Here is a 12,891-nt window from a genome sequence, read left to right on the forward strand (position 1 = left end):
ATGCTCTCCGATTCGCAGGCCGTTCTGGACCGATCCGCCGAGGCGCCGTCGCCTCGCACCCTGGTGGACATCCTGCGCGAGAGCGCCAGGCGCCATCCCGAGGCGTCGGCGGTCGACGACGGCTCGGGTGCGCTGAGCTACGCAGAGCTGATGGCCCACGTCAGTCGCACCGCTGCACGCCTGATCGCCGCGGGTGTGCGCCGCGGCGACCGTGTCGGGGTGCGTATGCCTTCGGGATCGAAGGATCTGTACGTCGCCATCCTCGGGGTGCTCGTCGCCGGAGCGGCGTATGTTCCCGTGGATGCGGACGACCCCGACGAGCGTGCGCGCCTCGTGTTCGGGGAGGCGCGCGTGGCCGGGGTCATCGGAGCCGGCGGTGTGTACGTCGCGTCGGAGGGGTCGACGACTGCGGTCGAGCTGAATGACGGAGACGCCCCGCATCCGTCGACGCGCGCGTTCGACGCGGTTCCGGTCGTGGCGGAAGAGGACGACGCCTGGATCATCTTCACCTCCGGCTCCACGGGGGTACCGAAGGGGGTGGCGGTGAGTCACCGGTCGGCGGCGGCCTTCGTGGATGCCGAGGCGCGCATGTTCCTCCAGGATGCGCCCCTCGGCCCGGGTGATCGGGTGCTGGCCGGCCTCTCGGTCGCCTTCGACGCCTCCTGCGAGGAGATGTGGTTGGCCTGGCGCCACGGCGCCTGCCTCGTCCCGGCTCCTCGCTCGCTCGTGCGTTCGGGGGAGGATCTCGCACCGTGGCTGATCCGTCAGGGCATCACCGCGGTCTCGACGGTGCCGACGCTGGCGGCGATGTGGCCGGCGGAGGCCATCGAGAATGTGCGGCTGCTCATCTTCGGCGGGGAGGCGTGCCCGCCCGAACTCGCCGCGCGCCTGCAGGCCGAGGGTCGCGAGGTGTGGAACACCTACGGGCCCACGGAGGCGACCGTGGTGGCCTGCGGCTCGCTCATGGACGGCTCGGCCCCGGTGCGGATCGGACTGCCGCTGGACGGCTGGATGCTCGCCGTGGTGGATGCCGACGGTGCTCGTGTGGGCGAGGGTGAGATCGGCGAGCTGATCATCGGCGGCGTCGGCCTGGCGCGCTACCTCGATCCGACGAAGGATGCGGAGAAGTACGCGCCCATGCCCTCCCTGGGGTGGGAGCGCGCCTACCGCTCGGGTGACCTGGTCCGCTTCGAGAGCGCGGGTCTCGTGTTTCAGGGGCGGGCCGACGACCAGGTGAAGGTCGGGGGGCGACGGATCGAACTCGGCGAGGTCGAGTCCGCGCTGCAGGAGCTCCCGGGCGTGCACGCCGCCGCGGCGGCGGTGCGGCACAGCGAGGCGGGAGTGGCCGTCCTGGTGGGTTATCTCGTTCTCGAGCCGGGGGTCGAACTCGACCGTGCCGAGGCGAGGGCCCGCCTGGCCGACAGCCTCCCGGCGGCGATCGTCCCGCTGCTCGCCGTCGTCGACGAGCTACCCGTCCGGACGTCGGGCAAGGTCGACCGGGCCGGGTTGCCGTGGCCGCTGCCGGGCGTGGAGGCGCCGCCGTCGGGACTCGATCCCGCCGAGGCGTGGCTGGCGGAGCAGTGGCAAGCGGTACTGGGTGTTGCCGTGCCCGGGCGGAAGGCGGACTTCTTCGACCTCGGCGGCGGCTCGCTGGCCGCCGCGCAGCTCGTGTCCCGCATCCGTGCGCGCGTCCCGGAGTTCGCCGTCGCCGACATCTACGACATGCCCCGTCTGTCGGCGATGGCCAAGGCGCTCGGACCATTCCTGCCCGACGCGGAGGGCGGTGAGTACCGACGCCCCGAACCGACGCCGCGCGCGACGCAGTGGCTGCAGACGCTGGCGGGTGCCCCGTTGTTCATCCTGTCCGGCGTGCGGTGGCTGCTCTACATCCTCACCGCGGGCACCCTCCTCAACCTCTTCCCCGGCTTCGGTGCCCTTCCGACGGCGCCGGTGTGGCTGCTCGTGGTCGGGTGGCTCCTGTTCGCGACGCCGTTCGGGCGGATGGTGCTCGCCGCCGCATCCGCGCGTGTCCTGCTCGCGGGGCTGCGACCGGGGGACTATCCGCGCGGGGGAGCGGTGCATCTGCGGGTGTGGCTGGCGGAGCAGATCGCGGACCAGGTGGATGCGGTCGGTCTCGCCGGGGCCCCCTGGATCACCTACTACGCCCGGGCGCTGGGGGCCCGGATCGGCCGCGACGTCGATCTGCACACGCTGCCTCCCGTCACCGGGATGCTCGAGGTGGGCGACGGCGCGTCGATCGAGCCCGAGGTGGATCTGCGCGGCTATTGGATCGACGGCGACCTCCTGCGCGTGGGCGCCATCCGCATCGGCGCCGCGGCGACCATCGGCGCGCGCAGCACCCTCGCTCCGGGCACGCGCATCGGGCAGCGCGCGGAGATCGCCCCCGGCTCCGCCGTCTTCGGGCGGGTGCGGGCGGCGCAGACCTGGGCGGGGTCACCTGCGGTCCGCGTGGGCGCGGTCGCGGAGGACTGGCCCGCCGAGCGGCCCCCCACTCCGCATCGCTGGATGTGGGCGTACGGCGCGTCGGCGCTGGCGCTCGCCGTGCTCCCGGTGTTCGCGATCCTCTGCGGCGCGGTCGTGCTGGCCGCCGGTGTGCAGGGTGCCCCGTCGTTGTCCGCCGCATTCGGTGCGGCGGCGTCGTGGCTCGTGCCGGCCGTGCTCGTGTGCGGTCTCGTGCTCGCCGGCGTCGTGGTGGTCGCGGTGCGCCTGCTCTCGATCGGACTCGTGGAGGGCACGTATCCCGTGCGCAGCCGAGTCGCGTGGCAGGCGTGGACGATCGAGCGCCTTCTGGACGCGGCGCGCACCATCCTCTTCCCGCTCTACTCGAGCCTGTTCACTCCCGTCTGGCTCCGGATGCTGGGTGCCCGCGTAGGCCGCGACGTCGAGGCGTCGACGGTGTTGCTGCTGCCATCGCTCGCGCGGATCGAGGACGGCGCCTTTCTCGCCGATGACACGATGGTCGCCTCCTACGAGCTGCACGCCGGGTGGATGCGGCTGGGCGCCGTCCGCATCGGCAAGCGCGCCTTCCTCGGGAACTCCGGCATGGCGGCGCCGGGGCATCGCGTGCCCCGTGACGGGCTGGTGGCGGTGCTGTCGTCGGCGCCGCGCAAGGCGAAGCCGGGATCGTCGTGGCTGGGCTCGCCGGCGGTGCGCCTGCGCCGCGCCGTCACCGAAGCGGATGAGTCGCGCACCTACCGCCCGACGCCCGGTCTGCGTCTCGCGCGGGCGCTCTGGGAGCTGTGCCGCTTCGTCCCCGTCGTCGTGACCTGTGCGATCGGGCTGTCGGTGCTGTTCGCGCTCGCGGGACTCACGGTCTGGCTCGGCTGGGTGGGGGCGCTCCTGCTGTCGGGGATCGTGATGCTGGCGGCGGGGGCTGTCGCGGCCGCGGTCACCGTGGTCGCGAAGTGGGCGATCGTCGGCCCCATCCGTGCCGGCGAGCAGCCCCTCTGGTCCAGCTTCGTCTGGCGGACGGAAGTCGTCGACACGTTCACCGAGATGGTGGCGGCGATGTGGTTCGCACGTGCTGCCGTCGGCACACCGGCCCTGGCAGTGTGGCTGCGGGCGATGGGGGCGCGCATCGGCACCGGTGTCTGGTGCGACTCCTACTGGCTCCCCGAACCGGATCTGGTCACGCTCGGCGACGGAGCGACGGTCAACCGGGGGTGCGTCGTGCAGACCCACCTGTTCCATGATCGAATCATGAGCATGGACACCGTAGAGCTCGAGCCCGGCGCGACGCTGGGTCCGCACAGCGTGATCCTGCCCGCGGCCGTCATCGGTGCCGACGCGACCGTCGGTCCCGCATCCCTCGTGATGCGCGGCGAGGCGGTTCCGGTCGGCACCCGCTGGAGCGGCAATCCCATCGGCCCCTGGCGTGCGGTCAAGGTGCGCGCGTACCAGTCCACCTCGTGACCGGCGACGCCTACGCCCCGCGCAGCGGCGACGTCACCTACGACGTCGTCTCCTACGATCTCGACCTCGACTACCGGGTTCGCACCAACCGCCTGAGTGGAACCGCCACGATCGTGGCGACCGCGTCGACCGGCCTGCGCGGCGTGAGGCTGGATCTCATCGGATTGCGCGTCACCCGGGTTCGTGTCGACGGCGCGAGCCCGGCGGTGCAGCGCCAGAGCGCGCAGCATCTGCAGATCGGATTCGGCCGCGACGTCGCGGCGGGGGAGACGTTCACGATCGAGGTGCGCTACGAAGGCTCGCCCGCGCCGCGGCGTTCGCCGTGGGGCACCATCGGCTGGGAGGAGCTGACCGACGGAGCCCTCGTGGCTAACCAGCCGACGGGCGCATCGACCTGGTTCCCCTGCAACGACCGTCCCGATAACCGCGCCCGGATGCGGATGAGGATCGCCACCGATCGCGAGTACACCGCCGTCGCGGTGGGCGCCCGCATCCTGGATCAGGTGCAGGGACGCCGCAGGATCACAGAGTACGTCTCCGACGTGCCCACCGCGACGTATCTGGCGGCGGTGCAGATCGGCCGCTACGGGCGTACCGAGATCGCCGCCGCCGTGCCGGTCGAGCTCTGGGCGCCGACAGCGCTGCGGGCGCCGGCCGCCGCGGCGTTCGCCGACCTTCCGCTGATGATCGCGGCGTTCGCCGAGCGGTTCGGTCCGTATCCGCAGAGCCAGTACCGCGTCGTCGTGACCGCCGACGATCTCGAGATCCCGCTCGAGTCGCAGGGTATGGCGGTGTTCGGCGCGAATCATCTGGATGCGGCGAGTGAGCGACTCGTGGCGCACGAGCTCGCGCACCAGTGGTTCGGAAACAGCGTCGGAATCGCGCGCTGGCAGGACATCTGGCTCAACGAGGGCTTCGCCTGCTACGCCGAATGGCTGTGGTCGGAGGCATCGGGCGGACCGGATGCCGACGCCTGCGCGCGTACCCACCTGCGCCGGCTCGCGGATGAGCCGCAGGACCTGGTGATCGCCGATCCGGGCGCGGCCCTGCTGTTCGACGACCGGGTCTACAAGCGCGGCGCCCTCGCCCTGCATGCCCTGCGGCTGCACCTGGGTGATGCGGCGTTCTTCGAGCTGCTGCGCTCCTGGACCGCAGCCCACCGGCACGGGCTGGTCGTCACCGACGACTTCCGCGGCCTGCTCGACGGCGCCTCGGCGGACCTGCTCAGCTCGTGGATCGATCGGGCTCCGCTGCCGCGGCTCGCGCGACGCTGATCACGAAGCCGGCGGGGGCGTCGATCTCACGGCCGTGCACTGCGCGGCCGGCGACGGCCGCCTTCCAGATCTCTCCTTCGGTGACGACAAGCAGGTGGGCGCCGTCGCGGAGGTCGCCCCCGATGGCTTTGGTCGCGGCCTCGAACCTCGTCCAGTCCCGCAGGGTTGCGCCGGGAGCGAGCCGATCGAGCCGCGCCGGTGAGGATGCGGCACCTCGCTCGACGTCGACGCCGATGTCGCCGTCCTCTGCCAGCGCCGCGACCACGAGATCGCCCGCGTAGGCGAGGGAGACGGAGCCGCCTCCCTCGAGGCGGGGTCGCCCGTGGTCGCCGCCGCACCGGGCGCACGGTCCGTGCCGGAGTGTGCGCCCCGTGGCGTCGCGGACGAGCCGGGCGGCAGCCGTTCGTCGTTCGGCACCGTCCCGCGTGGTCCAGACCACGCGGATCGCGTGCGGCATGTGTCAGACCTTCGGCAGGTGCGTCTCGATCGCGGCGATGCCGGAACCGGGGTTCGTGCGCGACAGGTGCACCACCGAGAATCCGCCGACCTCCAGCGCGGACGCGCTGCCGAGATACGATCCGCGCAGGGTGCCGGTCGCGAGAGCCAGTTCGTGCAGGATGTCCGGCAGAACCGGCCCGTGGCTGCACACCACGGCAGGTTTGCGCGAGCGCACCCGCTTGCCGACGACCGTGCGGGCGTCGGAGCGCCCCTCCTCCCAGGCGTCCTGGCTGATGAGCTCGCTCGTCTTGACCGACCGCCCGAGGGCGGCGGACAGCGGAGCCACCGTCTCGGTGCATCGCACCGCATCCGACGACACGATCCGACGGACGCCGAACGTGCTCAGCGGTCCGACGATCGCCTCCGCCTGCTTACGCCCGCGCGCGGTAAGGGGACGGGACGCATCGGAGCCCGACCACTCGTCGCGCGGCGTGGCCTTCGCGTGGCGCAGCACGATGATCGGGAAGGTCTCCAGCACACCGTCGTCGACGAACCGCAGGAAGTTCTCGACGATCTCCACGTCGACGGGGTAGCTGAGGTAGGTGAGCGCCTTGCGCGGGCTCACCCATTCGATGGCGGCGATCTCCTTGTTCGGCACGAACGCGGACGCGCGGATGGCGGCATCGGTGGCCTCTGCCGACCAGTAGTGCACGATCTTCTCGCGCCGGCTCGGCAATGTGTAGCGGGAGACGCCGACCGGGAGCCCGAGCGAGACGGCGATCCCGGTCTCCTCGAAGATCTCGCGCACGGCGGTTTCCACCAGCGCCTCGCCCGGGTCGACCTTCCCCTTCGGAAGGGTGACGTCTCGGTACCGGGTGCGGTGGATGAGGAGGATCTTCAGCTTGTCCTCGACCCGGCGCCAGACGATTCCGCCCGCGGCATAGACGGCGGTGTGCGTCATCGCACCGCCCTCGAACGCCGACGACGCTGCACCTGGAACATCGTCTTGTCCTGCAGATCGACGAGGGCCTTGCCGTCGGCGTCGGTCGAATGCCGCGTCCACGTGCCGTCGCCCGAGAGCCACCAGGAGCTCGTGTTGTCGCTCATCGCGAGCGAGAACAGATCGCCCAGCTCGGCGATCTGGGCGGGCGCCGTGATGCGCACGAGCGCCTCGACGCGGCGGTCGAGGTTGCGGTGCATCATGTCGGCCGATCCGATGAACGTCTCGGGGTCGCCGTCGTTGTCGAACGCGAAGATCCGCGAGTGCTCGAGGTAGCGGCCGAGGATCGAGCGCACCGTGATGTTCTCGCTCAGCCCCTCGACGCCGGGTCGGATGCTGCAGATGCCGCGCACCCAGACCTCGACCGGCACTCCGGCGCGGCTCGCCCGGTAGAGCGCGTCGATGATCTGCTCGTCGACCATCGAGTTGACCTTGATGCGGATGCCGGAGCTCTTGCCGTCGAGGGCGTGCTTGCGCTCGCGTTCGATGAGGCGGACGAGACCCTTGCGCAGGTGCAGCGGAGCGACGAGCAGACGCTTGAACTTCTTCTCGATCGCGTACCCGCTCAGCTCGTTGAACAGGCGGGTGAGGTCGCGGCCGACCTCGTCGCTCGCGGTGAACAGGCCGAAGTCCTCGTAGATGCGGCTTGTCTTCGGGTTGTAGTTGCCGGTTCCGACGTGGCAGTAGCTGCGCAGCACGCCGTTCTCCTCGCGGATCACGAGGGCGAGCTTGCAGTGCGTCTTCAGTCCGACGAGGCCGTAGACGACGTGCACACCGGCCTTCTCGAGCTTGCGGGCCCAGACGATGTTGTTCGCCTCGTCGAAGCGCGCCTTGACCTCGACGAGGGCCAGCACCTGCTTGCCCGCCTCGGCGGCGTCGATCAGCGCCTGAACGATGGGGCTGTCGCCCGACGTGCGGTACAGGGTCTGCTTGATGGCGAGCACGTGCGGGTCTTTCGCCGCCTGCTCGAGGAAGGCCTGCACGCTGGTGGCGAAGGACTCATAAGGGTGGTGCACCAGCACGTCGCCCTTGCGGATGGCGGCGAAGATGTCGGCACGCTCGTTGTTGTCGCCCGGCTGGAACGCCAGCGCCGTCGTGGGAACGTGCGGGGGGTAGTGCAGGTCGGGACGGTCGATGCGCGACAGGTCGAAGAGCCCCCGCAGATCCAGCGGGCCGGGGAGACGATAGACCTCCTGCTCGGTGATGTCGAGCTCCTTGATCAGCAGGTCGAGGGTGAGCTCGTCCATGTCGTCGGTGATCTCGAGGCGGATCGGCGGCCCGAAGCGGCGGCGCATCAACTCGGCCTCGAGCGCCTGGATGAGGTTCTCGGTCTCGTCCTCTTCGATCACCATGTCTTCGTTGCGCGTGAGCCGGAACGCGTGGTGGTCGAGGATCTCCATGCCCGGGAACAGGTCGGACAGGTGGTTGGCGATCAGGTCTTCGAGAGCGAGGTAGCGCACCCGCTCGCCGTCACGCGAGACCTCGACGAAACGCGGGAGCATGGGCGGCACCTTCAGGCGCGCGAACTCCTGTCGGCCGGTCTTCGCGTTGCGGATGCGGATGGCCAGGTTCAGCGACAGGCCGGAGATGTAGGGGAAGGGGTGGGCGGGATCGACCGCGAGCGGCATGAGCACCGGGAACACCTGAGACTGGAAGTAGTCCGACAGGCGCGCGCGGTCGTCTTCGTCGAGGTCGCCCCAGCCGATCACCTCGATGCCGGAGCTTGCCAGTGCGGGGCGCACGAGCTGCTGCCATGCCTCGGCGTGACGCAGCTGGAGGGCATGGGCTTCGCCGGAGATGTCGGCGAGGACGTCTTGCGCCGCACGGCCGACGTTCGTCGGCACCGCGAGGCCCGTGATGATGCGGCGCTTGAGTCCCGCGACGCGGACCATGAAGAACTCGTCGAGGTTGCTGCCGAAGATGGCGAGGAAGTTCGCGCGCTCGAGCGTCGGCACGGTCGGGTCCTCCGCGAGCTCCAGCACGCGCTGGTTGAACGCCAGCCAGCTCAGCTCGCGATCGAGATACCGCGCCTCGGGCAGCTCCGTGTCACCGCCGTCGGTGACGTCGAAGTCGTCGTCGTCGGCATCGCCCAGGCCCGCATCGAGCATCACGTCGGAGATCATTCCCACATCCTTGCAGCCAGAGGTGACACGAGTGTGAACTCCGCGAGGGTCAGGATCCGGCGCGCTCCCCGGCAGCCGGGATCTGGTCCTCTTCGTACACGTTGAAGCGGTAGCCGACGTTGCGCACGGTGCCGATCAGCTGCTCGAGGTCGCCGAGCTTGGCGCGCAGGCGCCGCACGTGCACGTCGACCGTGCGCGTGCCGCCGAAGTAGTCGTAGCCCCAGACTTCGCTGAGCAGCTGCTCCCGCGTGAACACCCGCGACGGATGCGTCGCGAAGAAGTGCAGCAGCTGGAACTCCTTGTAGGTCAGATCCAGCGGCTTGCCGTGCACCTTGGCGGAGTACGAGGATTCGTCGATCGTGATGCCGGAGGTCTGGATGCGGGTCGACACCTGCTCCTTCGACATGCGCCCGACGGCGAGTCGGATGCGGGCGTCGACCTCGGCAGGGCCCGCCCCGACGAGGATCACGTCGTCGACGCCCCAGTCGGTGGACACCGCGGTCAGTCCGCCCTCGGTGACAATGAGCACGAGCGGCGCATCGAGCCCCGTGGTCGTCAGGATCTTGCACAGCGACTTGGCGCCCACCAGATCGTGACGCGCATCGACGAAGACGACGTCGGCGTTCGGCGCGTTCACCAGCTGCGCGGGCTCGGCGGGGATCTGGCGGACACGATGGCTCAACAGTTCCAGCGCCGGGAGCGCAGGCGCGCTACCGGCGGAACTCAGAACGAGAAGCTGTGCCAAAGTCACCCTCCGGGCGGGGTCCGCGTCGTGCTCATCTTATGCGCAGCCGCGAGGCACGCAGATCTCACCGGTGACGCATGACGTGCAGCGCGCGCTCCCATGCGTGAGAATGATCGTATGACGACACCGGAACTGGCGCCACGTCGGCCCTTCGGCGGCATCGTCGCGGTCTGGGTGTTCGCGGCCGTCGCGGGTATCGCGGTCGCGCTGTTCGTCCCGTCGCCGTGGCACGCGACGTGGATGACGTTGGCGCTCGCCGCATCCGTCATCCTCGCCTTCGTCATCCAGCTGGCGTACGGGCGCGTGCAGCGCTTCATCCAACGCGTTGCGCTGAGCAGTCTCGGGGCCCTGCTCGTGCTCGGAGTGATCAGCGTGGCCGTCGCGCTCTCCGCGCTCATCGCCAGTTCGCGCTGAGCCCATCGCCCTCGCGGACGGGCTACCATGGGGCGCATGGACCTGGTCGCGCTCGAAATGTTCTTCGTGGGCCTGCTCGTGCTCGCCTCCCTCGCCATCGCCTTCGTCTCGGGCGCCGTGGTCTGGAACCTCTACCGCGGCCAGCGCTGACGGAGCGGGCGATGATCGAGCTCCCCACCGATCTGCCCGCCGACCTCGCACCCCTCTCGTGGCTCCTCGGAGTCTGGGAGGGGACAGGCGTGATCGATTACGAGGCAGGCGATCACCACTTCTCGGGTGAGTTCACGCACCGCGTGAGCTTCAGCCACGACGGCGGGGACGCCGTCAACTACTCCGCCACCGCCTGGGCCGGAGAGGGCGAATCACGGCGTCTGCTCGTGTCCGAGGTCGGTTTCTGGCGCATCGTGCGACCGCAGGGGCCCGGCGACCCCGGACCGGGCCTGCTTCCGGCCGTCTCCGACGAGCCGGCGCGCACGGCCGACGACGTCGAGGCGCTGCGCACACCCGAGGGCGGCTTCGAGATCGCCGCGAACATCGTGCACGCCGACGGCGTCAGCGAGCTCTACCTCGGACAGATCCGCGGTCCGCGCATCGACATCGCGACCGACGCGGTCATCGTCGCGCCCGGAACCAAGGCCTACACGGCCGCGACCCGGCTGTACGGCCTGGTCGACGGACATCTGCTCTGGGCGTGGGACATCGCCGCCCTCGGATCCGAGCTCGGCTCCCACGCATCCGCCCGCCTGGCGAAGGTGGACTGATGATCGCTTCGCCCGCCGGCGCGATCACCGACGGTGATGTGCTGCTGCACGTCGGAGACCCCATGCGCGAACAGCGTGCGCTGGTGCGCGGCACGGCCGTCGCTCCGCGCGCGGGTCGCGGCGTCATCGCCGTCACGGGTGTCGACCGGTTGAGCTGGCTCGATTCGATCACGACCCAGGCGCTCGCGCGGCTGGAGCCCGGGGTGTCGACCGAGCTCCTGGTGCTCGATCCGCAGGGACGCGTCGAGCACGCCGCGGCCGTACTGGACGACGGCGAGACGACCTGGCTCATCGCGGACGCGGGTGACGCGCCCGCCCTCGCGACGTGGCTGGGCCGCATGCGCTTCCGACTGCGGGTCGAGGTCCGCGATGCTTCGACCGAGGTCGCGGTCGTGGGTGCGACGGATGCGGGGCTCGCCCTCATCCGCCCCCTCACCGTCGGCGAGACGCCGCTCGTCTGGCGGGACCCGTGGCCGGCGGTCACCGTCGGCGGCGCCGCGTACGGTCCCATCGAGGAGCACCCCGGAGCGCAGCGCAGCTGGAACGAGGCACTCGTGGATGCCGTCGAGGCCTCGCGGCTGGCGGAGCTGGCCGCATCCGGCGAGATCGGCTTCGCCGGCGAGCTCGCGGTCGAGGCGCTGCGCGTCGCCGCCTGGCGCCCCCGCTTCGCCGACGAGGTCGACGAGCGGACCATCCCGCACGAGCTCGACTGGCTGCGCACCGCCGTGCATCTCGACAAGGGCTGCTACCGCGGGCAGGAGACGGTGGCGAAGGTGCACAACCTCGGTCATCCGCCGCGCCGTCTGGTCAGCCTGCACCTCGACGGCAGCGCCGAATCCCTGCCCGCGCGCGGCGATGTGGTCGCCGTCGGCGACGTCGAGATCGGCCGCATCACCTCGGCCGGCCGTCACTACGAGGACGGGCCGATCGCTCTCGCCGTGATCAAGCGCACGGCCGACACCGACACCGACGTCGTGGTGCGCACCGCGGACGGCGACGTCGCCGCATCCGTCACCATCGTCGTGCCGCCGGATGCGGGCGCCAGCGCCGGCGTGCCGCGCTTGCCCCGACTCTCACGCCGGCGGTGACCGTGCCCCCGGGCGGCGCCGACACCACGAGCGTGTCGACGCGGCTGCGAGAGCGCTTCGATCCGAGACCCGCTCTGTCCCGAGCCGTCACGGATCTGCCCGCGATCGCCCAGCTGACGGTGGCGGCGATGGCTGCCTACGTCTTCTCGCTCTTCGTGCTCGCTCACTCGGCCCCCGTGCTCGCCGGCACGGTGGCGGTGTCGAGCCTCGGCCTGGTGCGCGACGCGCGGCCGCGGCGCGTGGCCGAGACGGTGGGCGGGATGCTCTTGGGCATCGTCATCTCCGAGATCCTCTTGCGCCTGGTGGGCCCCGGCTGGTGGCAGCTGGGCATCACCCTCGCCGTCGTCGTGTTCGTCGCCAGGGCCCTGTCGCCGCAGCCCGGCTTCGCCATCGCCGCGGCGATCCAGGGGCTCATCGTCCTGCTGTTCCCGATGGCGCCGACGGAGGCGTCGTGGAGCCGGCTGGCGGACGGCGCGGTCGGCGGCGTCGCGGCACTTCTGGTGACTGCGCTTGTGCCCCGGAATCCCCGCGCGGAGGTGCTGCGCGACGCGAGGACCCTCTTCGCCGCGATCGATGACGCGACCGCGACCCTCATCCGTGCGCTCGAGGACGGGGACCGCTCGCGTGCGGAGCGTGCACTGGAGAAGGCGCGAGCGCTCGATCCGCTCGTGCGGGCCTGGCAGGAGTCGCTCGACTCGGCGGTCGCGGTCGCGCGCATCTCCCCGTTCCTGCGGCGGCGTCGCGCGGAGCTCGACCGATACCGCCGTGTCATGACGGCGACGGATCTCGCAGTGCGAAACCTCCGCGTCGTGGCGCGCCGATCCGGTTACCTCATCGACGACGGCGTCCCCCGCCCCATCCCCGCCGACCTGCTGAGATCGCTGGCGCGGGCCCTCGCCCTCGTGGGGGAGTCGCTCGACGACATCGCACAGCAGATCCCTGCGCGCGAGGCCGCGCGTGCCGTCGCGCGCCACCTGGATCCGGCACAGCTCGCACCGGGCGCCTCGGCGGGCGAGCACAGCGTCATCTCCGCCTTGCGGCCGTTCGCGGTCGATCTGCTCGTGGCGACCGGCCTCGGCGAAGACGAGGCGCGAGCCGCCATGCCCCGCATCTGA

10 protein-coding genes are annotated in these 12,891 nt (G+C 71.0%); 6 read left to right on the forward strand and 4 right to left on the reverse strand.

The window, feature by feature from the left end; translation table 11 throughout:
* Window positions 1–3,933, forward strand: coding sequence for a Pls/PosA family non-ribosomal peptide synthetase (locus LXM64_RS04835; RefSeq protein WP_234074860.1), 3,933 nt, complete (start codon window positions 1–3; stop codon window positions 3,931–3,933).
* Window positions 3,930–5,207, forward strand: a complete 1,278-nt coding sequence (locus tag LXM64_RS04840) for a M1 family metallopeptidase (protein WP_234074861.1) — start codon at window positions 3,930–3,932, stop codon at window positions 5,205–5,207. The genes LXM64_RS04835 and LXM64_RS04840 overlap by 4 nt, the downstream gene beginning before the upstream one ends.
* Here the strand turns inward: LXM64_RS04840 and LXM64_RS04845 are convergent.
* Genes LXM64_RS04845 through LXM64_RS04860 form a run of 4 tightly spaced genes read right to left on the reverse strand, consistent with a single transcriptional unit; the run spans window position 5,158 to window position 9,513 of the window.
* Window positions 5,158–5,664, reverse strand: coding sequence for a hypothetical protein (locus LXM64_RS04845; RefSeq protein WP_234074862.1), 507 nt, complete (start codon window positions 5,662–5,664; stop codon window positions 5,158–5,160). The genes LXM64_RS04840 and LXM64_RS04845 overlap by 50 nt on opposite strands.
* Before the next feature lie 3 nt (window positions 5,665–5,667).
* Window positions 5,668–6,606, reverse strand: coding sequence for an NUDIX hydrolase (locus LXM64_RS04850; RefSeq protein ID WP_234074863.1), 939 nt, complete (start codon window positions 6,604–6,606; stop codon window positions 5,668–5,670).
* The gene (locus tag LXM64_RS04855; protein WP_234074864.1) at window positions 6,603–8,768 is read right to left on the reverse strand and encodes an RNA degradosome polyphosphate kinase; all 2,166 of its coding nucleotides are present in this window, start codon (window positions 8,766–8,768) and stop codon (window positions 6,603–6,605) included. Before LXM64_RS04855 ends, LXM64_RS04850 begins: the two co-directional genes overlap by 4 nt.
* A gap of 49 nt (window positions 8,769–8,817) precedes the next feature.
* A complete protein-coding gene (locus tag LXM64_RS04860) occupies window positions 8,818–9,513 on the reverse strand; it encodes a response regulator transcription factor (protein ID WP_137417686.1) in 696 nt (231 codons plus the stop codon).
* 117 nt (window positions 9,514–9,630) lie between these two features.
* Here LXM64_RS04860 and LXM64_RS04865 point away from each other — a divergent pair, with 117 nt between their 5' ends.
* From LXM64_RS04865 to LXM64_RS04880, 4 genes are all read left to right on the forward strand, one after another.
* Window positions 9,631–9,927, forward strand: coding sequence for a hypothetical protein (locus LXM64_RS04865; RefSeq protein WP_234074865.1), 297 nt, complete (start codon window positions 9,631–9,633; stop codon window positions 9,925–9,927).
* A gap of 161 nt (window positions 9,928–10,088) precedes the next feature.
* On the forward strand, window positions 10,089–10,688 hold the full coding sequence (locus LXM64_RS04870) for an FABP family protein (RefSeq protein WP_234074866.1): 600 nt from the start codon (window positions 10,089–10,091) through the stop codon (window positions 10,686–10,688).
* Window positions 10,688–11,776 (forward strand): YgfZ/GcvT domain-containing protein, encoded by a 1,089-nt coding sequence (locus LXM64_RS04875; RefSeq protein WP_234074867.1) that lies wholly within the window; start codon window positions 10,688–10,690, stop codon window positions 11,774–11,776. Before LXM64_RS04870 ends, LXM64_RS04875 begins: the two co-directional genes overlap by 1 nt.
* Window positions 11,773–12,891 (forward strand): FUSC family protein, encoded by a 1,119-nt coding sequence (locus tag LXM64_RS04880; protein ID WP_234074868.1) that lies wholly within the window; start codon window positions 11,773–11,775, stop codon window positions 12,889–12,891. The genes LXM64_RS04875 and LXM64_RS04880 overlap by 4 nt, the downstream gene beginning before the upstream one ends.

The organism is Microbacterium binotii (genome assembly GCF_021398715.1).
Classification (GTDB): Bacteria; Actinomycetota; Actinomycetes; order Actinomycetales; family Microbacteriaceae; genus Microbacterium; species Microbacterium binotii_A.

What these genes read in the sequence shown, in the direction of transcription:
- LXM64_RS04835 (WP_234074860.1), top strand. Translation starts at nt 1, where the DNA reads ATGCTCTCCGATTCGCAGGCCGTTCTGGACCGATCCGCCGAGGCGCCG.
- LXM64_RS04845 (WP_234074862.1), bottom strand. Translation starts at nt 5,664, where the DNA reads ATGCCGCACGCGATCCGCGTGGTCTGGACCACGCGGGACGGTGCCGAA.
- LXM64_RS04850 (WP_234074863.1), bottom strand. Translation starts at nt 6,606, where the DNA reads ATGACGCACACCGCCGTCTATGCCGCGGGCGGAATCGTCTGGCGCCGG.
- LXM64_RS04855 (WP_234074864.1), bottom strand. Translation starts at nt 8,768, where the DNA reads ATGATCTCCGACGTGATGCTCGATGCGGGCCTGGGCGATGCCGACGAC.
- LXM64_RS04865 (WP_234074865.1), top strand. Translation starts at nt 9,631, where the DNA reads ATGACGACACCGGAACTGGCGCCACGTCGGCCCTTCGGCGGCATCGTC.
- LXM64_RS04870 (WP_234074866.1), top strand. Translation starts at nt 10,089, where the DNA reads ATGATCGAGCTCCCCACCGATCTGCCCGCCGACCTCGCACCCCTCTCG.
- LXM64_RS04875 (WP_234074867.1), top strand. Translation starts at nt 10,688, where the DNA reads ATGATCGCTTCGCCCGCCGGCGCGATCACCGACGGTGATGTGCTGCTG.